Origin of the sequence: Mangrovimicrobium sediminis, from assembly GCF_004745945.1 — a bacterium.
GTDB classification, from domain to species: domain Bacteria; phylum Pseudomonadota; class Gammaproteobacteria; order Pseudomonadales; family Halieaceae; genus Mangrovimicrobium; species Mangrovimicrobium sediminis.
The window spans coordinates 214,975-234,440 of record NZ_SRLE01000004.1 but is presented as its reverse complement, the minus strand read 5'-3'; the positions used below and the strand labels follow the sequence as shown (position 1 = coordinate 234,440).

Here is a 19,466-nt window from a genome sequence, read left to right as displayed (position 1 = left end):
TCCCGGGGCAGTCCGGCCACTCCGGAAAGCGGCACAATGTACCGGGTTTGCCCACGACCCGCAACGCGTCGCGGCTCAGGCGCCGATCTCGAAATCGTAGTCCATGATCTGCGGCGCGTGGTCGGAAAAACGCTCGTCGCGGTAGATGTCGGCGGCCAGGACCTTGTCGCGCAGCTTCGGGGTGATGACCTGGTAATCCAGGCGCCAGCCCACGTTCTTGGCCCAGGCCTGGCCGCGGTTGGACCACCAGGTGTACTGCTCGGGTTCCCCGTTCACCAGGCGGAAGGAGTCGATATAACCGACCTCGTCGTAGAGGCGGTCCAGCCAGGCACGCTCCTCGGGCAGGAAGCCGGAATTCTTCTGGTTGCCGCGCCAGTTCTTGAGGTCGATCTCCTTGTGGCAGATGTTCCAGTCGGCGCAGATCACGAACTCGCGGCGCTTGCGGCGCAGGCTCTTGAGATGCTCCAGGAAGCGGTCCATGAAGCCGTATTTCTTCTCCAGCGCGGCCTCGCTGGAGGAGCCCGAAGGCATATACAGGGAGATCACGCTGAGACCGTCGTAGTCGGCCTGCAGGTAGCGGCCCTCGTTGTCGGCCGGGTCCCAGCCGAGGCGGCTGACAACCTGCCGCGGTTTCACCCGGCTATACAGGGCGGTGCCGGAATAGCCTTTTTTCTCGGCGTCGTTGTAATAACAGTGGTAGCCCTCGGGGTAGAACACTGAATCCTCAAGCTGGTGCTCCTGGGCCTTGGTCTCCTGGATGCACACCACGTCCGCATCCTGTTGCGCCAGCCACTCGAAGAAGCCCTTGCGCGCCGCCGAGCGAATTCCGTTGGTGTTTACCGTGATGATTCTGGCCACGCCCTGCTGCTCCTGTTTCAAGTCGCGGCGCAGTGTAACGGAAGCGATAATCCGTGTTCAACGCGCGCCGCGTCATGGGTAGAATAGCCGCAGGCGGGCCGGAAGCCCCCACGAGCTTGGTACCATCACGAGACAACAACAACAGGAACCGGCGGCTGGCACCAGGTAGCCGCACAGGGGAGGCGCATACATTGACCAAGACCACGTCCGAAGCCAATCGCGAGATCGCATTCAAGCTATCCAATAACCTGCCGCGCCTGCTGCAGGAGTTCTATCGCGATTACGACCGCCGCGTCCTGCGCGGTATCGCCGAACGCGGCTACAGCGACATCCGACCGTCCCACAGCCAGGTGCTGTCCAACCTCGGCACCGGCTCGGTGCGCGTCACCGAACTGGCCGAGCGCGCCAAGGTGACCCAGCAGGCCATGGGCAAGCTGCTCAAGGAACTCGAACGCCTGGGCTATGTCGACCGCGCCATCGACAGCAGCGATAAACGGGCCAAGGAAATCCGCTTCACCGAGCGCGGTCTGCAACTGGTGGCGGACGCCCTGGAGGTGGTCGACGAGGTGCGCGCGCACTACGTGCAGAAAATTGGCGCCCGCGAACTGGATGACCTGGAGCAGCGCCTGCGCCAGGCGGTAGACCGCCTAGAGCTCGACTACCTGCCGGAGTCCTGGGCGGACCAGAACTGAACGAACTGCCCACACCTGAAGCTCTGTCGAGCTTCAGGTGTCCCTTCTAAGCTATTGATTTACCTATACCTGCAGCGGCTGCCAGTCGTCCTTCGGATCCCTGCGCTGGCGCAGGCGCAGCGGCAGGGTGTCGTCCACCGAGGTATACAGGAAGCGCCCCTGGGCATCCGTGCGGCGCGCCACCTGGCCGCGCTGGAACAGGTAGTTGAGGTGCGACAGGCACTCACCGAGGGCCATCCCCACCTGCTCCTCGGTCAGCTTGCGGTGAAACATGAACGGCACCAGTTCAATGGCGGTACGCTCGGTATCCACCAGCGCCTCCTCCAATGCCAGCAGGTTGTCCTCATGGTGTTCGATCAGGTGGCGCAGGCGGTGATGCAGGCCGTGGAACGGCACGTTGTGCGCGGGCAGCACCAGGGCATCGTCGGGCAGCGCCTCGAGGAAGTGCTCCAACGAATGCAACCACTCCTTGAGCGGGTTGGCATCGGGTTCATCCGCGGCAACGCTGATGTTGCTGGAAATGCGCGGGATGACCTGGTCCCCGGAAATCAGCACGTTCAGTGATTCGCTGTACAGGCAGGCGTGCTCCGGCGAGTGGCCGCGGCCGATCAGCACGCGCCAGCGATGGGCGCGAATTGGCAGGGTCATGCCATCGGTGAGGCGCTGGTAGGAGCACGGCAGCGGGCTCACCATATCGCGCAGGCCGCCCATGGATTTCTTCACCACCGCGGCATCCTCGGCGGAGCGACCGCAGCGCTGCTGGTGCTCCTCCAGCTCGGCGCCGATCTGTTCGGGACTGGAGCGGGTGTAGAACATACCGGTGAGGAACTCGGTGCGGGTAATGTAAAACGGCACCTGCCAGCGCTCGCACAGCCAGCCCGCCAGACCGGTGTGGTCCGGGTGCCAGTGGGTGGAAAGCACCGCCTTCACCGGCTTGCCATCCAGGTGTGCGGCAAACACCCGCTCCCACAGTTCGCGGGTCTCGCCCAGCGCCATGCCGGTATCCACGATCCACCAGCCGTCGTCGTCCTCCAGCAGGTAGAGGTTGATGTGGTTGAGCACCAGCGGCAACGACATGCGCACCCAACGCACGCCGGGGGCGACGTCGATGGCCTGGCCGGCGGGCGGCAGCGTGTCCTCGAAGGGGTAAGTCAGCATGGGAGGTGACGCCCTACAGCGCGTCCAGCTCCGCCAGCACATCCTCGTGGTGGGTCTTGGTCTTGAACTTGTCCATGACAGTCTTCAGGCGGCCGTCCTTGCCGATGATGTAAGTGGTGCGGATCAGGCCCATGAACTCCTTGCCCATGAACTTCTTCATGCCCCAGCAGCCGTATTTTTCCGCGATTGCATGGTCCTCATCGGACAGCAAGGTGAAGTTCAGGCCCTCTTTCTCGATGAATTTGGGCAGGCGCTTGACCGGGTCCGGGCTGACGCCGAGCACCACCGCGTCACGCTTGTCGAGGTCCTTTTTGACGTCGCGCAGGCCACAGGCCTGCACCGTGCAACCGGGGGTCATCGCCTTCGGGTAGAAGTACAGCACCACGTTCTTCTTGTCGCGGAACTGCTTCAGGCTGACCTTGTTGCCGTCCTGGTCGAGCAGGGTGAAGGCCGGGGCCAGGTTGCCGATCTTGGGGTACGTCATGGGATTGTCCTCGTTCTCGGAGCGTTAGTGGGGGCGGTATTCGAGCGGCATCACCTGTATCGGGTAGCTGCCGGCGCGGCGGTCGCGAAAGTAGTCCTGCAGGGTTTCACGCACCACCGGGAAAGCGATCTCGTCCCAGGGAATCTGGTCCTCGCGGTACAGCCCGCTCTCCAGGCTCTCGGGGCCGACGCCGTACTTACCGTCGTCGAGATCGCAGCGGTAGAACATGTATACCTGGCTGATGTAGGGCAGGTCGAAGATGCGGTACAACTCGAGGTTGCTGACCCGGGCGCGGGCCTCCTCCCAGGTTTCGCGGGCGGCGCCGGCCATGGTGGTCTCGCCGTTTTCCATGAACCCGGCGGGCAGCGTCCACAGGCCGTAGCGCGGCTCGATGGCGCGCTTGCACAACAGGACCTTGTCCTCGTACACCGGCAGGCAGCCGACGATGATGCGCGGATTGGTGTAGTGAATGAACTCGCAGGCGGTGCAGACATAGCGCTCGCGGTCGTCGCCCTCGGGCACGCGCAGCGCCACCGCGTGACCGCAGCTGGTACAGAATTTCATCGGGGTATCGCGCCGGAAGCCATAAGCCCCTCAGTATAAAGCGTCGCCGCTCGCGGGGCGAGCGGGCGCGACAGGCTCAAACCTTTTGCTGGGTGTGGTCTTTCGACTTGGGGACAGCGCGCTGCGCGTCAGTGCAGTTCGCGATACGCGCCGCAGTAGAACAGCAGCGGCTCGCCGGTGGGCCGGGTCAGCATGTCGCGGATGCGGCCGACGATGATCACGTGATCACCACCGTCGTGGGTGGCATGCAACTCACACTCGAAGCTGACCAGCGCATCGCGCAGCACCGGCGCGCCGTGGCGGCCGAAGCGGATATGCGCCGGGTCCAGGCGGTGATCGCCCTTCTTGGCGTAGCGGTTGGACAGCGCCATGTGCTCGCTGGCCAGTACGTTGATGGCGTAATAGCGCGGACTGGCGAAGGCGTCGTAGACCTCGGAATTGTTCTGCAGGCTCCACAGCACCAGCGGCGGCTCCAGCGACACCGAGGCGAAGGAATTGGCGGTCAGGCCCAGGGGCTCCCCCTCACGGCTCACGGTCGTAATCACGCAAACGCCGGTGGCGAAACGCCCGAGGGCGTTGCGCAGGTCGCGCGGGTCGATATCCATCTTGTTCTCCCTGTATTGTTATGTGATACGGCCCGGGCCTGTGCCTGCCTGTAGCCTGCCAGTTGGTTACTGCTGTGCCTGCCAGCGCTCGGCCCGTTCGCTGTCGCTGTCGCGGGCATCCACCCAGTGTTCGCCCTGCGGGCCGCGCTCTTTTTTCCAGAACGGTGCACGGGTCTTGAGGTAGTCCATGATGAACTCGCAGGCGGCGAAGGCGGCCTCGCGGTGCGCGGCGCTGACACCGACCCAGACGATCTGGTCGCCAGGTGCGAGTTCGCCCACCCGGTGCACGACCCGCGCGGCGAGCAGCGGCCAGCGTTCGGCGCTCTCTTCAAGGATAGCGAGGATGCTGCGTTCGGTCATGCCCGGGTAATGTTCCAACAGCAGGGTACTGACGCCGCGCTGATCGTTGCTGCCGCGCACGTAGCCGGTGAATGTGGCAACCCCGCCCTCTTCCGCGGCGCCGCGCAACAGGCTGCCCTGCAGTATGCGCAAATCGAAATCGCTTTCCTGCACGCTGACTTCGAGCAACGCCTTCACGCTCAGCCCCCGGTGACTGGCGGAAAGAAGGCGACTTCGTCGCCATCGGCCAGCGGCGCATTACCGCTGACCATCACCTGGTTCAGTGCGCGGATGGTGTTGGCTGCGCCAAGTGCGCGCGTCCAGCGCTCGCCGTTGGCGGCACACAGCTGCGCCTGCAGGGCGTCGAGGTCGCGACAGCTGTCGTCCGCAATGACCTCGATTTCGCCGCAACCGAGTTCCTCGCGCAGCCGGCCGAAGAACAGCACGCGCAGCATTACTCGCCGTCCTCGCGTTGCCAGTGCCCGGATTTGCCGCCGAGTTTTTCCACCAGGCCGATGTTGCGGATCTGCATGCCGCGGTCGATCGCCTTGCACATGTCGTACAGGGTCAACGCTGCCACGGAAACGGCTGTCAGCGCTTCCATCTCCACGCCTGTCTTGCCCGAGACCTTGCACTGGCCGGTGATCGCCACCGCGCTACTGGCCTCGTCGAACTCGAAATCGACCTTGACCGAGTTGAGCATCAGCGGGTGGCACAGCGGAATGAGGTCCGAGCATTTCTTCGCGCCCTGGATACCGGCAATGCGCGCCACGGCGATGACGTCGCCTTTCTTGTGCCCGCCCTCGCGCAACAGGCGCAGGGTTTCCGGCAGCATGTGCACCTCGGCGCGGGCAATGGCAACCCGCTCGGTCACTTCCTTGGCACCGACATCGACCATGCGCGCAGCGCCGGTTTCGTCCAGGTGGGTGAATTGCGACATGGTGCAGCTCTTGTCGTGAGTGAGCCGGGAAGTCTAGCGAATGGCAGCGGCCAAGGACAGTCCCGAGCGCTCAGTCAGCGGGCGGCAGCGCGGCGAGTAAGTCGGCAAACCGAGCCTCCATCGGGTAAGTACCCTGGGTCCAGCCCAGGCGCACCAGCACCGTATCGCGCGATGGCACGATCACGACTTCCTGGCCGTTGTGCCCGGACATGGCGAAGGTATCCACGGGCAACGCCGGCCAGCGCAATTCGCCTTGTGTGCCGTTGAGCCAGAACTGGTAGCCGTAGCGCGGTTCGTTGTCGCTGGGGTTCGGCGCGGTGGCGCGCGCCACCCAGCCTGCGGGCAGCCACTGGGCATCGCCCACCCGCCCGTCGCGCAGCAGGGGTTGAGCAAGCCGCGCCCAGTCGCGGGCGCTGGCGTAGATGTAGGAACTGCCGACGAACACCCCGGAGGGGTCCAGTTCCAGGGTGGTGTTTTGCAGGCCCAGCGGTGCGACCACTTCGCGCTGGAAGAAGTCTACCAGCGCCTGCGGTCCGCCAGTGAGGCGCTCGCTGACGAGTCGGCACAACAGGTTGGTGGTCCCCGACGAGTAGGCGAAGTGTGACCCCGGGGGGAACGCCAGCGGGCTGGCCATGGCCACCGCAGAAGCGCTGGGAGCGGTGAACAGCATGCGCGTGGAATCGTTGCCCGGCACATAGGGCTCGGAGAAGTCCAGGCCGGAGGACATTTGCAGCATCTGCTCAAGGGTTATCGCGGCGCGCTCGTCGCCGGACCAGGCGGAAAACAGGTCCGTCTCACCCGGAGTGAGCAACCCCAGCGCCTCCAGTCGTCCCGCCATCATGGCGGTGACACTTTTGCCCATGGACCAGCCGAGCAATGCGGTCTGCGCATCGATGCCAGGCGCGTAGGCCTCGCCGAGCACCTTGCCTGCGCGCACCACCAGCAATGCGCGGGTGTCCAGGCCGGCGTCGCGGTCTGCCGCGAGTTGTGCCTCCACCAACGCCTGCATGGGCGTGGCGTCTGCAAGTGGCAGGGCTGCGGCAGGCGCCGGCACCGCGGGAACCTCGATGGATTCCAACGGGAACATCTGCGCGTGTTGCAAGGTGCAGCCGAGGCCGGGATAAAAACGCGCGGTGGCGGATACACCGAACAGTTCCGCGCGAACCTGTTTCGAGTCGGGGTAACTCAGTGCAACGTGGTCCAGCACCGGCGAAAAGCGCCCGATGTCCCGGCGCACCTGTGCCTCGTCGAAGCCGGACAGGTGCATGGCGGAGCAGGCGAGCTTGGCCGCCAGCCCGGTCGCTACCGGCAGGGCGTCATCGACGCCGCGCAGGGGAATGCCGGCCAGCCGCAAGGCCGCGAAAAACAGTAGCACCAGCGCCAGCAGGCTCAGCAGGATGGCGCGTGACCAGCCAGACAGGGCCATGCTCAGTACCCCGCCCGCGTGGCGAGCACGGCACAAACGTCGTCCACCGTCTCGTCCTGCGCGCGGCGGATAGCGTGCGCCAGAGGCACAGGGAAAAAGCCACCCGGCGCAGCGCAGTTGAAACGGCGCCCGCCACAGGGGCTGGAAGCCTGTAAGCCGGCGGAATGGCGTGAAAACCTGTAGCTGCATCGGGATGATTTCATCCGCGGAATTTTAACGCGGCAAGCCCCGGGTCGTCAGTCACTACCGCCGCGCCAGCCGCCAGCAAGTCATACCCATATCTTTCTTAAGGTTATGTTAAGCCCTGCATGGTATCCCTGCGCAACACAATGCCCTGAATCCAGCTCGAGGGTTCCTATGCGCTCGCCTGCCCCCCGCCTAGCCGGCCTGTTAGGCCTTGTTCCTGCCCTTGCCCTGGGTGCCCCGCCGCAAGTCAGTATCGGCGGTGTGAAGGTGTCTGAATCCGCCGGCACCGCGCTGTTTCCCGTGTCGCTGAACAAGGCGCCCAAGGCGGACCGTCCAGTCTCAGTGCCGATCTCGACCCGCGATCGCAGCGCCGAGGCCGGCAGCGACTATCTCGCCACCAGCGCGACCCTGGTATTCACCAGCGAAGACTGGGAGCAGCCGAGATTCTTTGCGGTGGTGATCCTCGACGACGGTGTTGCGGAAGAGAATGAACGCTTCCAGGCGGTGCTGTCCAAACCGCAGAACGGACGCATCGCCGACAAGACCGGCGTCGCCAGGATCATCGACGATGACGAGCCGGTGGCTGCAGTCTCGATTAACTCCACCAGCGTCCCCGGCCTGCAACCCCTGCCCTTCTCGCCGGTACCGGAGCGGCCAAGAGTGAGCGGCGGCGTCTATACGTTACTCGCTGTCAACGACCTCGGCATGCACTGCCTGGACCTCGACGGCCGTATCGCCAATATCCTGCCCCCGTTCCAGGTTATGCTCGCGCAGGTCGTGCGCCGCGGTGCACGCCCGGAACTCAACCCGGCCGAAGTCGCGCTTTACTACTCGGCGGCTTCCAACCCTGACGACCCGATCCTGGCAGCTGGCGGACCGCGGCCGGGCATCGCCCCCGACGGCAGCCTGTTCAAGACCAACTTCTGGCAGATGATCGACCGCGGCGCCTGGGCGAGCTTCTACCCGCCGGTGCTGCCAGTGCCCCTGGCGGACCTCGTCAACGCCGACCAGGGCCTGTTGGTTCCCAATACCGAGTTGCTGTACATCGGCCCCGATGGCATCGTCGACGGCGTGGCGGGTAGCGCGGACGGCGAACTCGAAGTCTCCCAGCAACTGATGCCCGGCAGCGGTGATCCACTGGTCACCAACCAGCCGCAACCGGTGCTGGAGCGCTACGGGGACAAACCGTTCTTCATCAACTTTCCCTTCGGCTACGTCGCCGCCGATGTCGACTGGCACGAGGCGGCGGGCATTCCCTTCTCGCCCTTCGACGACCTCGGCCGGCAGAACCCGTTCCCGCTGGTGCGCGTCGAGGCGCGCCTCGGCGACAGCGTCCTGGCCACTTCCGACGCGGTGCTGCCCGTATCCAGCGAAACCAGCTGTTCCAACTGCCACGGCGCGCTCGCAGATGTGCCGCAGCGGCTGTCCACCGCGCCGCTCGATGCGCTGGTGGATGCCGGCCTTCCGGTCGCCGACCGCCAACAGGACCCGCTGCTGGGCAGCGTGCCGACAGCGGTGAGTATCGAGTACGGCGCGGATATCAACATCCTGCGCTTGCACGACCTGAAGCACGGCGCGACCTACGTCGACACCGGCAACGCGCCAGCGCCCTGCGATATCCTGGGTGCAGCGCCCAACGGCGACCTGAACTGTCTCGCCCGGCAGGCCATCGAGGAGCGCTCGCCGGTAGTCTGCCAGAACTGCCACTACACCCCTGCCCTGGACCTCGCCCAGGTCGGCCCCGTGGCCGGCCCGGCGGGCAGCGAGGCCAATGGCCGCAACCAGTTGGCGCACGAGAGTAACTCACGCGTCATGCACAACCACCACGGCGCCCTCGACGGCCTGTTCCCGGCGATTCCACCCGCGGTGCAGAACCCCCTCACCGGCGCCATCGAGAACCAGGATGCGCGCCTGGCCGCGCTGGAGGAAAACTGCTACCAGTGCCACCCGGGCAAGGATACCCAGTGCCTGCGCGGCGCCATGTACAACGGCGGCATGCTGTGCAGCGACTGCCACGGCGACCTGCAGCAGATCGGCGCGGACTTCTCCGCCGGAGTGTCCTCCGCTGCACTCGGCGCCTTCCAGCTCGGGCTGGGTAACTTCTACGACCCGGACAGCCCGCAGCCGCGCGTGCCCTGGGCCAACGAACCGGGTTGCGGCTCCTGCCACACCGGCGATGCCAACGACAACCTGGCGGGCGAAGCCGACGTCATGGTCAACCACGTGGACAGCAACGGCGTCAGCGACGGTATCCGCCTGCGCCAGGCCTTCCGTCTCGACGACCCCAAGGCCACGCCGATCGTGCCGCAGAACAAGCTGTTCGCCGAACCGGCCGTGCCGGCCAGTTTCAATGGCTTTGCCAACCCCGGCGCCGGCAACCCGCAACTGTACCGGGTGAGCACCGGTCACGGCGGCGTAATGTGCGAGGGCTGCCACGGGGCGACCCACGCGGAATGGCCGGTGGCGGAACCGCTGGCCAACGACAACCTGCTCGCCCTGCAACTACAGGGTCACGCGGGACCGATCGGTGAATGCAGCGCCTGCCACGACACCGCGGCGATGTCCGCGCGCACCCTGGACGGCCCGCACAACATGCACCTGGTGGACGACCCGCGCTTCTGGCGCGAGGCGCACAAGGACCTCGCCAAGCGCGAGAACGGCAGGCCGGGCGGCGGCCTGTGCGGCGACTGCCACGGCGCGGACCACCTCGGCAGCGTGCTCTCGCGTACGCCTGTCGCGCGCAGCTTTTCCGTGGAGGGACAGACACGCAGCGTCGCCGCCGGCGAACCGGTGGCCTGCAACCTGTGCCACAGCCTGGGCAAGAGTTTCGAGCGGTGATGCGCTGCTCGCAACCTTCGCAGTCCGAGGGTTCATGCGTCGGCGGAGACGTCCCGCGGCCTACCCGGGCACCGCACAGCAGGGCTGCACAAACAGGCAAAAAAAAAGCCGGCCTCCCGGGCCGGCTTTGCGGTTAGCGAACCTGCCTACTTCTTCAGCTTGTACGCCACGTAGGAATCACCGAGCGTGGAACCGTACATGCTGTGGCCGCCCGCGGGCATGACCAGGTACTGCTCACCCTCCCACTCGTAGGTGATCGGCACTCCGGTACCCGCGGCGGGCAGGTCACTTTCCCAGACGATCTCGCCGGTGTCGGCATCGAAGGCGCGCAGGGTGTCATCCAGGGTGTAGCCAATGAACACCAGGCCACCCGCAGTGAGCAGCAAGCCGCCGGCGCCCGGGGTGCCCAGGTGAATATCCAGCGGGATCGGCGCCAGCTTCTTGATGCTGCCCAGCGGCACGTCCCAGAGGATCTTCTTGTTGACGATGTCCAGCGCGGTGAGGCCGGCCCAGGGCAGCGGCGCACAGGGCGTGCCCAGCGGCGACATCAGCGGCGCCACTTCCAGCGCATAGCGCGAACCCGGGTTGGCGAAGGCCATCTTGGCGCGGCCCTCCACTTTCTGCGTTTCCTCGGCATTGGCCTTGTCGCGCGGCACCAGTTTCACCAGCATCGGCACGCGGTTGGTCGGCACGTAGATGATGTGGCGGTTCGGGTCGTGGGAGGCGCCGCCCCAGTTGGGACCGCCGCCGGCAGCCGGCATCTGCAGCGTGCCCTGCTCACTCATCGGGGTATAGATCGGGCCGTAGAGATACCCTTCTTCCTCGATGATTTTGCGACAGAAATAGCTGTCGATGAAGTTCATGCCGAGTTCATCGTCCTCGGTGATCTCCAGCTTGACCAGCGGCGGCATGCCCACCGGGAACGGCTGGGTCGGCGACAGCACCTCACCCGGGGGCAGCGGTGACTGCGGCACCGGGCGCTCCTCGATCGGCACCAGCGGCTCGCCGGTGGCGCGGTCGTAGATGAACACCAGGCCCATCTTGGTGTTCTGCAGCAGCGCGGGTACCGGCTTGCCGTTCACCGGGTAGTCGATGAGCATCGGCCGGGTGGGAATGTCGTAGTCCCAGACGTTGTGGTGCACCACCTGCTGGTGCCAGACCACCTCGCCGGTGGCGCCGCGCAATGCGACCACAGAGGTGGTGTAGTGGTTGTCGCCGGGACGCTCGCCGCCGTAGAAATCGTTGGAGGCGCTGGTGGTGGGCAGGTAGACGAGGTCCAGGTCCGCGTCGGCGGCCATGGAACTCCACACGTTGCCCTGGCCGAAGCCGTCGGTGCCCTTGCCCCAGCTGGCCATGGCCGGGTCGTTGGGGTCGCGCGGCACCGGGTCGAATTCCCACAGGTACTCGCCGGTCAGGGCGTCGTAGGCCAGCACGCGACCGCTCGGGGAATCCACACGCTGGTTGTCCGCCACCGCGGAGCCGACTACGACCACGCCGTTGACCACAACCGGGTTGGAACTGGCCACCACCTCGCCGGGCCACAGCACCGGTTTGCTGGTGGGCATCTCGACCACGCCGTTATCGCCGAAGTCGGCGCAAGCCTTGCCGGTACGCGCGTCGATGGCGAACAGTTTGTAGTCCGCGGTGCCGAAGATCAGTCGGGTTCTGCAGGCCGCGTTCTCCGGCGCCTGCTCGTTGACCCAGTTGGCGACGCCGCGACACTTGCGCAGCCCGGTGGGCGGCGTCTGCGGGTCGAACTCCCAGCGCTTGGCGCCGGTCGCCGGGTCCAGCGCGAACACCTTGCGGCTGATGCTGCACACGATCAGGTTGCCCTCGATCAGTGTCGGCTGGTCCTCCAGGGCGGCCAGGCCATCGACCTTGTGCGGGTCGTCGCCGGTGTGGAATTCCCAGGCCACCTCGAGGTCGTTGACGTTGTCGCGGTTGATCTGGTCGAGGGGGGAGTATTTGGCGCCGTCCTGGTGATCGCCGACCACCGTGGCCATGCCGGTGCACGGCAGGGCCAGCAGGCCGAGGATCACGGCGCAACGGCGCAGGGCGCCGACGCGCGCAGGTGTGTCGCGCAGGGTGCGTTTGGTCATGCTACTTCGCCTTTTAAAGGTCTGTATTTTGTGCGGAAACCGGAGTCCCAAGGTTCCCCGCTGATGGCGGGAATGGTTCGACGCCGTACCGCGCTGCATTTTGACCGGGATCAGCATCTTATGCAAATTCGGGTCACTCATATGACGCAAATAGGCACTGCGGTTCCACAACCACTCTTGTCCACCCAGCCCGCCCATTGAAAGCGGCAGTAGATCACGATCGCGTTCAAGTCGGCCTCCGGAGGGCCGATAACCAGAGGAAGCACCCACACGCCGAGGTGACACGCGATCATGCAAGTCGGCTCCCTACCCCCGGTTGCCGCATTCAATGCCGGCATCCAGAACGCCGCGGCCAACGCTGCGCGCCCCGCCACCGCCGATCCCGCGGAAAACGGGACTGCCGGGACGCCCGGGGCAACCGGCGCTGGCACCGCCAGCGGCGAAACTACGCGCGACGAGGCATCGAAACCCGTTGCTGGCAGTACGGCGACCGAAACCCAGCTGGACGAGGAGGAACTGGCACAGCTGCGCCAGCTACAACTGCGCGATCGCGAAGTGCGTGCGCACGAGGCGGCCCACGCCGCGGTCGGGGGCACCCTGACCGGCGCGCCCAGTTATACCTATGAACGCGGCCCGGACGGCGCGCGCTACGCGGTGGCCGGTGAAGTCTCGGTGTCCGCTCCCGCGGCCTCCGACGACCCGGCCAAGACACTGCAACAGGCCGAACAGGTGCAACGCGCGGCGCTCGCCCCGGCCGACCCCTCCCCGCAGGACCGCCAGGTTGCCGCCCAGGCAGCCCAAATTGCGGCCCAGGCACGGGCGGAACTGGCCAGGCAGCCGGTCGAGGAAAACGCTGCGGGAGAGCAGGCCGGGGAAACGGAAGCATCCGGCGAAGCCGCGGAAGCGGCGAGCGAACCGGCCGGGGACAATGTACAGAGCGAGGGTGTCGAGGCTGAATCGCGCGGCACCGAACCGACGCCCGCGGCTGTGGAACAGGGCCTGGCGGGCTACCGAGCCATCCAGACCCCTGATGCGGCTGCCGCACGCCAGCTGGACCTGCTGGCCTGAGGCTCCAGGGCGGTAATTACTTGATCAGTTGCGAGTCGCTGATGCCCAGCGCATCCGCGGCGCGGGTGCGGGTGTTGGGACGCAATTCCGGCGCCTGTTCCAGTTCGCGGTAGGCGTACTGCGAGATCCCCATGCGCTGGGCCACCTCGCGCTCGGTCAGTCGCAGGTGCATGCGCCAGGCCTTGAGTATCGGCATCCCCTCAAACAGGAACTGCTGCACACGAAGTGGCAGTACGCGTGAGTCTTTTCTGTCGCGCGGCGGGACCATGGGGGAATTATAGGGTGGCGTGCGGTCCGAGGCGATAGGTGTTCGCGAGCCGCCGCACGCAACGGCCCGCGTGCGGAAATGCCGTTACTGCACGGCCTTGTCGATAAACTGCTCCACCACGTTGGACATGTCGAAGCTCTTGCCGCCCTGCACAGGCGGGTAGTCCGCCAGCGACTTCAGGTGGGCCTGCATCAACTCGCCCATGGGCTGGATGAGCCAGGAGACCTTCTGCATCAAGTGCCCATAGGAGTCCTTGGAGTCGAAGCTCTCGTAAGGGTCCATGCGGATATTGAAAACCAGCGGCACAGTGCGGGGGACGACATTGGCGTAGTAGTCCTCCTTGGTGGAGAAATGGAACTTCCACGGGCCCATGCGCACCGCGGTCAGCTTGCTCTCATAGTAATGGAAAATGTGGTCGCGGCTGGATTTGTCCGCCTCGCCCATCCAGTAATCGAGGTTGTTCACACCGTCGATATACTGCTTTTTCTGCTTCATGACGCGCTCGGCGACATCCGGCACCCCCGCGGCCGCCGCCAACGTGGTGAATACGTCCTGGTGACCCTGGATGCCGTTCAGCGTAGTGTCCGCGGGGATGTGGCCAGGCCAGCGCGCCATCATCGGCACGCGCACACCACCTTCGTAGGTGGTCATTTTTTCGCCCCGAAACGGTGTCGTCGCACCGTGGGGCCATGAAGAATGCTCCGGGCCATTGTCCGTGGAGTAAATCACAATGGTATTCCCGGTGAGCCCGTTCTGGTCCAGCCAGTCCAGCACCAGGCCGATGTCGTGGTCGTGCTGCAGCATGCCTGCACCGTGAATGTCGGATTCGCTGGTGATGGTCTCCACCTTGCGCAGCCATTCATCGTCCACCCGGGTGTACAGGTGCATGCGGCTGGTATTGAGCCAGACGAAGAACGGCTCGTCGGCCTTGCGCGCGCGATCCATGAAATCCAGCGCGAGGGGGATGACCTCCCCGGCGTCGAAGTTTTTCATGCGCTCCTGGGTAAGCGGGCCGGTGTCCTCGATAGTCTGCTTGCCGACGCGACCGAAACGCGGCTGGTTGGTCGAGTCATTCTTGCTGGATGCGAACGAATGGATGACGCCTCGCGTGCCGAATTTTTCCTCGTAGGCCTCGAGGCTGCCGGAATAGGCCTTGCCGAAATTCTGGTAGTCGCGCTGCTCGGCCTCTTCCTGGGTGTTCAGGTGGTAGAGGTTGCCGAAGAACTCGTCGAAGCCATGCACCGTGGGCAGGTGCTCGTTGCGATCCCCCAGGTGGTTTTTACCAAAATGGCCGGTGCGGTAACCCTGCGCTTTCATGACCTCTGCCAGCGATGGTGACTCCTTCTGCAGGCCGAGCGCATCGCCCGGCTGCCCCACAGTCGTCATGCCCGAGCGAATCGGGTACTGGCCGGTGATGAACGCAGCCCGACCTGCGGTGCAGGAGGGTTGGGCGTAATGATCCGTAAACATCACGCCCTCGCGGGCAATGCGGTCGATATTCGGGGTGCTGTAACCCATCACGGCGTGGTTGTAGGCGCTGAGGTTCGACCAGCCGATATCGTCGCCCCAGATCACCAGGATATTGGGTTTTTCGCTGGCCGCGTGGGCCTCGATACCAATTAACAGGAGTGTGACAAGGAGTAACTGAATCCAGTGCTTCATCGCTTACCTCCAGGACCAATCCATCATCGGGAAGACCGCCCCCTATGCGGGGCGTATGCGAAATGGAGTCTAGTTCAATGCGGGAGCACCGCCAGTGCGGCAATACCCGACACGGACGTTCTTTTATGAGGGAAAGCAGGAAGCGCTAGCTGCGGAGGCGACTGGCGAACCGGCAGGGGCAGTTTGCGTGAATCAATTCTGTCGCCAGACAAGTCCATCTTCGGCGCATGGAGTGTCCACCAGCCACTTGCATCCGCAGGATGTCGGGTGATTGAAGTGTGCAATGACTGCTCGAATTTGTCTCGTTCCGGTGAATATGGCACTCTCCCGGCCGATGATTCTCAGCCCTGACATTCTGTTCATCCACATTCCGAAAACCGCAGGCGTGTCCTGCACAGACTTTCTGTGCGACAACCTTCGCGGTCCCGTCGCCTATTTCTCGATCCACGCGGTCCTCGGCCAGAAAGCGAAAAAATACCGCCGCGCAAACCTGTACCCGGGGTTCAATCATGAAACGCTGGAGGAAGTGCTCGCCGAAAAAAAGAGGATTCATGACCTCAGCGGGCTGGATGTCGAGGATGTGGGGAAGATCCTGACCGTGATTCGTCACCCCTACGACCTGGAAGCTTCCAGCTATCGTTTTTTCAGGAATGCCGGCAACAACTGGCTGCGGGCATTCTCACAGGATCGCAGTATCCTGGAGCGCATCGAACTGGCCAGGGGCTCTTTCAAGGAGTTTGTTGCCGGCTCCGGGTACTTCCGCAAACGGTCGGGTGCGGCGCCGGGCGATCCGGGCTATCGCACCGAAGAGTACTTCCAGGTAGATGGCATGCTTCCGCCGAAACTGCACATCCTGAAATTTGAGGAACTGGGCACTGACCTGCCCGCCCTCATAGAACCCTACTGCGACGGTGCCATCGAAGGAGGGTTTCCGCACACCAATCGCTCAGTCGGTCGTCGCCAGCAAGCCATCGACATCCACATCGACGACGAGACCCGGGCACTGATCGCCGATAAGCATCAATGGGTATTTGACCAGGGGTTTTACGAGCGCTGATGCCCGGGGCCGGGCTGCTTGATATGGCGGTGAGGCAGGGATTTGAACCCTGGATACGTTTCCGTATACACACTTTCCAGGCGTGCGCCTTCGACCACTCGGCCACCTCACCGTGAGGGCGCGCATGATACCACAAGCTCCGGCGGATGCCAGTACTACACGGCGGTGAAATATACCCTTGTTACACCCTGCTCTGGCCCCGCCAGCAGCACCGCTTCCCCGCTACTGGCGGTTCAGCCGCGGCAGCGGCCGGGCGTCGGCCTCGGTGGAGCGCAGGGGGTTGATATCCATGCCCCCACGACGGGTGTAGAAGGCCTGCACCGTGAGCGTTTCCGGCGCCAGCAGGGCACTGAGGTCGACAAACATGCGCTCCACGCACTGCTCGTGAAACTCCTGGTGACGACGGAAGGCGACGAGGTAGCGCAGCAATGCGCCGCGGTCCACGGCCGGGCCGCGGTAGTGCAGCCAGACGCTGGCCCAGTCCGGCTGGCCGGTGACCGGGCACAGCGAGCGCAACAGGTGGCTGTACAGGCTCTCCTCGACGATCTCATCAGCACAGCGCAGCATGGCGGCGCTGGGGGCGACGTCGTCGATGGCAATGTCCTGGGCGTCGATGCAGGTGCCCGGCAGCGCGGCACCCGCGAGGCTCCCCGCCTCCACCGGCAACAGCTCGATGCCTACCGGGGCACCCACCGCCGCAGACAGGTCCCGCTGCAGCAAGGCCAGCACCTCTTCCTCGCTGGCCTGCCGGGTACTGTTCAGGGAGTTGAGGTAGAGCTTGAAGGACTTGGACTCCACCATGTGCGGCGAATCCGCCGGCACACTGAAGCGCCCCACCCGCACCTCGGGCTTGCCGCGCGGGCCGAGCCAGGAAATCTCGTACCCGTGCCACAGGTCGCAACCGTAAAACGGCAGCGTGCCGCCGATTCCCAGTGACGCGCGGGCGCCGCTGCGGGCGATCGGGTAGAGCAGTTCCGGGCTGTAGTGGTCGACCACCGCGACCTGTTTGCCCAGTAACATATCGCCCGCCTTGCCGTTGTCTTCCACCGGCGACCTCCCCCCCTACTGCCGCAGGCGCTTGCCGGTATTCAGCAGGTGCATGCAGTAGAAAAACGCGACGCCGGTGAACAGCGCCAGCATGCCGAAGGCAAAGCCCTGGCTCACGTCCGACACCCCGAGCACACCGTAGCGGAAGGCGTTGACCACGTAGACCAGCGGGTTGAGCCGGGATACAGCGGCCCAGAAGTCCGGCAGCAGGTCCATGGAGTAGAACACGCCGCCTAGGTAGGTGAGCGGCGTGAGCACGAAGGTCGGTACGATGGAAATATCGTCGAAGCTGTTGGCGTACACAGCGTTGATAAACCCGGCCAGCGAGAACAGCGTGGAGGTGAGCAGCACGATGGCGATCACCACCCAGATGTTGTGGATGTGTAGATGGGTGAAGAACAGCGACACCAGGGTCACTACAATCGCCACCAGCAGGCCGCGGGTCACGCCGCCGGTCACGTAGCCCAGCAATACGATGTAGTTGGGCGTGGGCGAGACCAGCAATTCCTCCACGCTGTGGTTGAACTTCGCACCGTAGAAGGACGACACCACGTTGGCGTAGGAGTTGGTGACGATGGCCATCATGATCAGGCCCGGCACCACGAACTGCATGTAGGTGAAGCCGCCCATCTCCCCGATGCGCGAGCCGATCAGCGAACCGAAAATAATGAAATACAGCGACATGGTGATCGCCGAGGGCAGCAGGGTCTGCGTCCAGATACGCATATAGCGGCGCACTTCCTTGCGCACGATGGTCATGTAGGCGTTGTACTTTTCCGTGGAATTCACGCGGCGCCCTCCACCAGTTTCACAAACATCTCCTCGAGGCGATTGGCGCGGTTGCGCATGCTGGCGATCTGCACGCCCTGGCGGTCCAGGGAGGCGAATACCTGGTTGATGGCCTGGCCCTTCTCCACTTCCACTTCCAGGCAGTGATCGTCCATGCGCCGGGTGACGAAGCCCTCGATGGCGAAATCCGCCGGCAGCGCATCGACGCAGTCGAGAATGAACACCTCGCGCTGCAGTTGCCGCAGCAGTTCGCGGATCGAGGTGTTCTCGACGATCTCCCCGTGATTGATGATGCCCACGTGGCGGCACAGGGCCTCGGCCTCTTCCAGGTAGTGAGTGGTGAGGATGATCGTCGTGCCCTCGGCATTGATGCGCTTGAGGAATTCCCACATGGACCGACGCATCTCGATATCCACACCGGCGGTGGGCTCGTCGAGGATCAGCAGCTTCGGCTCGTGGACCAGCGCGCGGGCGATCATCAACCGGCGTTTCATGCCGCCGGACAGGGCCCGCGAGGGGGTGTCGCGCTTATCCCAGATACCCAGCGCCTTCAGGTACTTCTCGGCGCGCTCCTCGGCCAGGGCCCGGGGCATGCCGTAGTAGCCGCCCTGGTTGGCGATGATATCGAAGGGTTTCTCGAAGATATTGAAGTTGAACTCCTGCGGCACGATTCCGATGTACTTCTTCGCCGCGGGAAAATCGACGTCGATATCCGCATCGAACACCTGCACCCTGCCGGCGCTCTTGTTGACGAGGGAGCACAGGATGCCGATGGTGGTGGACTTGCCGGCGCCATTGGGCCCGAGCAGGGCGTAGAAGTCGCCCTGTGCCACGGTGAGGCTGATGCCCTTGAGGGCCTGGAAGCCGTTGTCGTAGGTCTTGGTAAGGTTTTCGATGGTCAGAGCTGGTAACATACCCGCCGTTTCGCGCTGTGAAGGGAACAAAATATTGTACCCGCTATCCGGCCGCGACACGATTGTGAATCTGACCGAGCGGAGGGTATCGCCCCGTGAACGACGCGCAGTACGCCAGCCACTGCCGCGAGCGCCTAAAGGCTTTCGCCAGCGAATTCGTCACCCGCACCAACAGCCTCGACAGCGAGGAACCCCTGCGCCAGCTGGCTCGCGCCTTCGCCGACCTGCCGGCGGACAGCGTGTATATCGAAGGTCCCGCGCTGGTGTCGCGGCTTTTCACCACCTACCCGGATTTCGCCCCGACCTTCCCCCGCGATTTACTGTGGTTCCTCGGCGGCGAGTGCCTGCACTTCATGCCGGACGATGAAATCGCGCTCTACCAGCGCCTCGACGAGGAACGCGAATCCGCCAGCGGACGCGGTGAAATCCTCGACCTCGAGGCCGCACGCAAGCGCCTGCGCGGCGAGTGACG

Annotated in this window: 20 protein-coding genes and 1 tRNA gene; 5 read left to right on the top strand and 16 right to left on the bottom strand. The window is 64.6% G+C overall.

All coding sequences use genetic code 11. The features are described 5' to 3' along the window. Positions 1-75: 75 nt before the first annotated feature. Positions 76-858: an exodeoxyribonuclease III gene (locus E4634_RS04485; RefSeq protein WP_135441399.1), complete on the bottom strand. Its 783-nt coding sequence runs from the start codon at positions 856-858 to the stop codon at positions 76-78. A gap of 191 nt (positions 859-1,049) precedes the next feature. Between E4634_RS04485 and E4634_RS04480 the strand changes: the two genes are divergently transcribed. Continuing rightward, positions 1,050-1,550: a MarR family winged helix-turn-helix transcriptional regulator gene (locus tag E4634_RS04480; RefSeq protein WP_167854768.1), complete on the top strand. Its 501-nt coding sequence runs from the start codon at positions 1,050-1,052 to the stop codon at positions 1,548-1,550. Between the two features lie 63 nt (positions 1,551-1,613). Here E4634_RS04480 and E4634_RS04475 read toward each other — a convergent pair whose 3' ends face one another. The 8 genes from E4634_RS04475 to E4634_RS04440 form a co-directional block, all read right to left on the bottom strand. Continuing rightward, positions 1,614-2,708, bottom strand: a complete 1,095-nt coding sequence (locus E4634_RS04475) for an MBL fold metallo-hydrolase (protein WP_167854767.1) — start codon at positions 2,706-2,708, stop codon at positions 1,614-1,616. A gap of 13 nt (positions 2,709-2,721) precedes the next feature. After that, positions 2,722-3,192: a thioredoxin-dependent thiol peroxidase gene (gene bcp, locus E4634_RS04470; RefSeq protein ID WP_135441396.1), complete on the bottom strand. Its 471-nt coding sequence runs from the start codon at positions 3,190-3,192 to the stop codon at positions 2,722-2,724. A 24-nt stretch (positions 3,193-3,216) separates the two neighbouring features. Next, positions 3,217-3,756 (bottom strand): NUDIX hydrolase, encoded by a 540-nt coding sequence (locus E4634_RS04465; RefSeq protein ID WP_135441395.1) that lies wholly within the window; start codon positions 3,754-3,756, stop codon positions 3,217-3,219. A gap of 128 nt (positions 3,757-3,884) precedes the next feature. Then, on the bottom strand, positions 3,885-4,361 hold the full coding sequence (locus E4634_RS04460; RefSeq protein ID WP_135441394.1) for a flavin reductase family protein: 477 nt from the start codon (positions 4,359-4,361) through the stop codon (positions 3,885-3,887). Between the two features lie 66 nt (positions 4,362-4,427). Beyond that, a complete protein-coding gene (gene moaE, locus E4634_RS04455) occupies positions 4,428-4,898 on the bottom strand; it encodes a molybdopterin synthase catalytic subunit MoaE (RefSeq protein ID WP_135441393.1) in 471 nt (156 codons plus the stop codon). A gap of 2 nt (positions 4,899-4,900) precedes the next feature. After that, entirely contained in the window at positions 4,901-5,155 is a 255-nt protein-coding gene (locus E4634_RS04450) for a MoaD/ThiS family protein (protein ID WP_135441392.1), read from the bottom strand. Then, a complete protein-coding gene (moaC, locus tag E4634_RS04445; RefSeq protein ID WP_135441391.1) occupies positions 5,155-5,640 on the bottom strand; it encodes a cyclic pyranopterin monophosphate synthase MoaC in 486 nt (161 codons plus the stop codon). Before moaC ends, E4634_RS04450 begins: the two co-directional genes overlap by 1 nt. Before the next feature lie 70 nt (positions 5,641-5,710). After that, complete coding sequence (locus tag E4634_RS04440; protein WP_167854766.1) at positions 5,711-7,066, bottom strand: serine hydrolase domain-containing protein; 1,356 nt, start codon at positions 7,064-7,066, stop codon at positions 5,711-5,713. Between the two features lie 453 nt (positions 7,067-7,519). Here E4634_RS04440 and E4634_RS04435 point away from each other — a divergent pair, with 453 nt between their 5' ends. Beyond that, the gene (locus tag E4634_RS04435; RefSeq protein ID WP_167854765.1) at positions 7,520-10,090 is read left to right on the top strand and encodes a Calx-beta domain-containing protein; all 2,571 of its coding nucleotides are present in this window, start codon (positions 7,520-7,522) and stop codon (positions 10,088-10,090) included. Positions 10,091-10,236: 146 nt separating this feature from the next. On the opposite strand, the gene E4634_RS04430 is transcribed toward E4634_RS04435, so the two are convergent. After that, complete coding sequence (locus tag E4634_RS04430) at positions 10,237-12,189, bottom strand: pyrroloquinoline quinone-dependent dehydrogenase (protein ID WP_167854764.1); 1,953 nt, start codon at positions 12,187-12,189, stop codon at positions 10,237-10,239. Positions 12,190-12,480: 291 nt separating this feature from the next. On the opposite strand from E4634_RS04430, the gene E4634_RS04425 reads away from it, so the two are divergent. Further along, a complete protein-coding gene (locus tag E4634_RS04425) occupies positions 12,481-13,257 on the top strand; it encodes a putative metalloprotease CJM1_0395 family protein (protein WP_206046792.1) in 777 nt (258 codons plus the stop codon). 16 nt (positions 13,258-13,273) lie between these two features. Here E4634_RS04425 and E4634_RS04420 read toward each other — a convergent pair whose 3' ends face one another. Together E4634_RS04420 and E4634_RS04415 are read right to left on the bottom strand one after the other, a co-directional pair. Continuing rightward, entirely contained in the window at positions 13,274-13,453 is a 180-nt protein-coding gene (locus E4634_RS04420; protein WP_167854763.1) for a helix-turn-helix domain-containing protein, read from the bottom strand. Between the two features lie 156 nt (positions 13,454-13,609). Continuing rightward, positions 13,610-15,187 carry an arylsulfatase gene (locus tag E4634_RS04415; protein WP_135441386.1) on the bottom strand — a complete coding sequence of 526 codons (1,578 nt, stop codon included), beginning with the start codon at positions 15,185-15,187 and terminating at the stop codon, positions 13,610-13,612. A gap of 283 nt (positions 15,188-15,470) precedes the next feature. On the opposite strand from E4634_RS04415, the gene E4634_RS04410 reads away from it, so the two are divergent. After that, a complete protein-coding gene (locus tag E4634_RS04410) occupies positions 15,471-16,244 on the top strand; it encodes a hypothetical protein (RefSeq protein WP_135441385.1) in 774 nt (257 codons plus the stop codon). Positions 16,245-16,268: 24 nt separating this feature from the next. Here E4634_RS04410 and E4634_RS04405 read toward each other — a convergent pair. The 4 genes from E4634_RS04405 to E4634_RS04390 all read right to left on the bottom strand — a co-directional run bounded on the left by E4634_RS04405 (position 16,269) and on the right by E4634_RS04390 (position 18,994). Next, positions 16,269-16,356 (bottom strand) — tRNA-Ser (locus E4634_RS04405). A 110-nt stretch (positions 16,357-16,466) separates the two neighbouring features. Then, on the bottom strand, positions 16,467-17,291 hold the full coding sequence (gene queF, locus E4634_RS04400; RefSeq protein ID WP_240725083.1) for an NADPH-dependent 7-cyano-7-deazaguanine reductase QueF: 825 nt from the start codon (positions 17,289-17,291) through the stop codon (positions 16,467-16,469). A gap of 15 nt (positions 17,292-17,306) precedes the next feature. After that, positions 17,307-18,080 (bottom strand): ABC transporter permease, encoded by a 774-nt coding sequence (locus E4634_RS04395; RefSeq protein ID WP_135441384.1) that lies wholly within the window; start codon positions 18,078-18,080, stop codon positions 17,307-17,309. After that, the gene (locus E4634_RS04390; RefSeq protein ID WP_135441383.1) at positions 18,077-18,994 is read right to left on the bottom strand and encodes an ABC transporter ATP-binding protein; all 918 of its coding nucleotides are present in this window, start codon (positions 18,992-18,994) and stop codon (positions 18,077-18,079) included. Before E4634_RS04390 ends, E4634_RS04395 begins: the two co-directional genes overlap by 4 nt. Positions 18,995-19,089: 95 nt before the next feature. On the opposite strand from E4634_RS04390, the gene E4634_RS21660 reads away from it, so the two are divergent. Beyond that, positions 19,090-19,464, top strand: coding sequence for a PA2817 family protein (locus tag E4634_RS21660; RefSeq protein ID WP_206046791.1), 375 nt, complete (start codon positions 19,090-19,092; stop codon positions 19,462-19,464). Positions 19,465-19,466: the final 2 nt, after the last annotated feature.

Coding starts and splice junctions, on each gene's coding strand:
- E4634_RS04475 (WP_167854767.1), bottom strand. CDS start 2,708: ATGCTGACTTACCCCTTCGAGGACACGCTGCCGCCCGCCGGCCAGGCC.
- bcp (WP_135441396.1), bottom strand. CDS start 3,192: ATGACGTACCCCAAGATCGGCAACCTGGCCCCGGCCTTCACCCTGCTC.
- E4634_RS04465 (WP_135441395.1), bottom strand. CDS start 3,756: ATGAAATTCTGTACCAGCTGCGGTCACGCGGTGGCGCTGCGCGTGCCC.
- E4634_RS04460 (WP_135441394.1), bottom strand. CDS start 4,361: ATGGATATCGACCCGCGCGACCTGCGCAACGCCCTCGGGCGTTTCGCC.
- E4634_RS04450 (WP_135441392.1), bottom strand. CDS start 5,155: ATGCTGCGCGTGCTGTTCTTCGGCCGGCTGCGCGAGGAACTCGGTTGC.
- moaC (WP_135441391.1), bottom strand. CDS start 5,640: ATGTCGCAATTCACCCACCTGGACGAAACCGGCGCTGCGCGCATGGTC.
- E4634_RS04440 (WP_167854766.1), bottom strand. CDS start 7,066: ATGGCCCTGTCTGGCTGGTCACGCGCCATCCTGCTGAGCCTGCTGGCG.
- E4634_RS04430 (WP_167854764.1), bottom strand. CDS start 12,189: ATGACCAAACGCACCCTGCGCGACACACCTGCGCGCGTCGGCGCCCTG.
- E4634_RS04425 (WP_206046792.1), top strand. CDS start 12,481: ATGCAAGTCGGCTCCCTACCCCCGGTTGCCGCATTCAATGCCGGCATC.
- E4634_RS04420 (WP_167854763.1), bottom strand. CDS start 13,453: ATGCCGATACTCAAGGCCTGGCGCATGCACCTGCGACTGACCGAGCGC.
- E4634_RS04415 (WP_135441386.1), bottom strand. CDS start 15,187: ATGAAGCACTGGATTCAGTTACTCCTTGTCACACTCCTGTTAATTGGT.
- E4634_RS04410 (WP_135441385.1), top strand. CDS start 15,471: ATGACTGCTCGAATTTGTCTCGTTCCGGTGAATATGGCACTCTCCCGG.
- E4634_RS04390 (WP_135441383.1), bottom strand. CDS start 18,994: ATGTTACCAGCTCTGACCATCGAAAACCTTACCAAGACCTACGACAAC.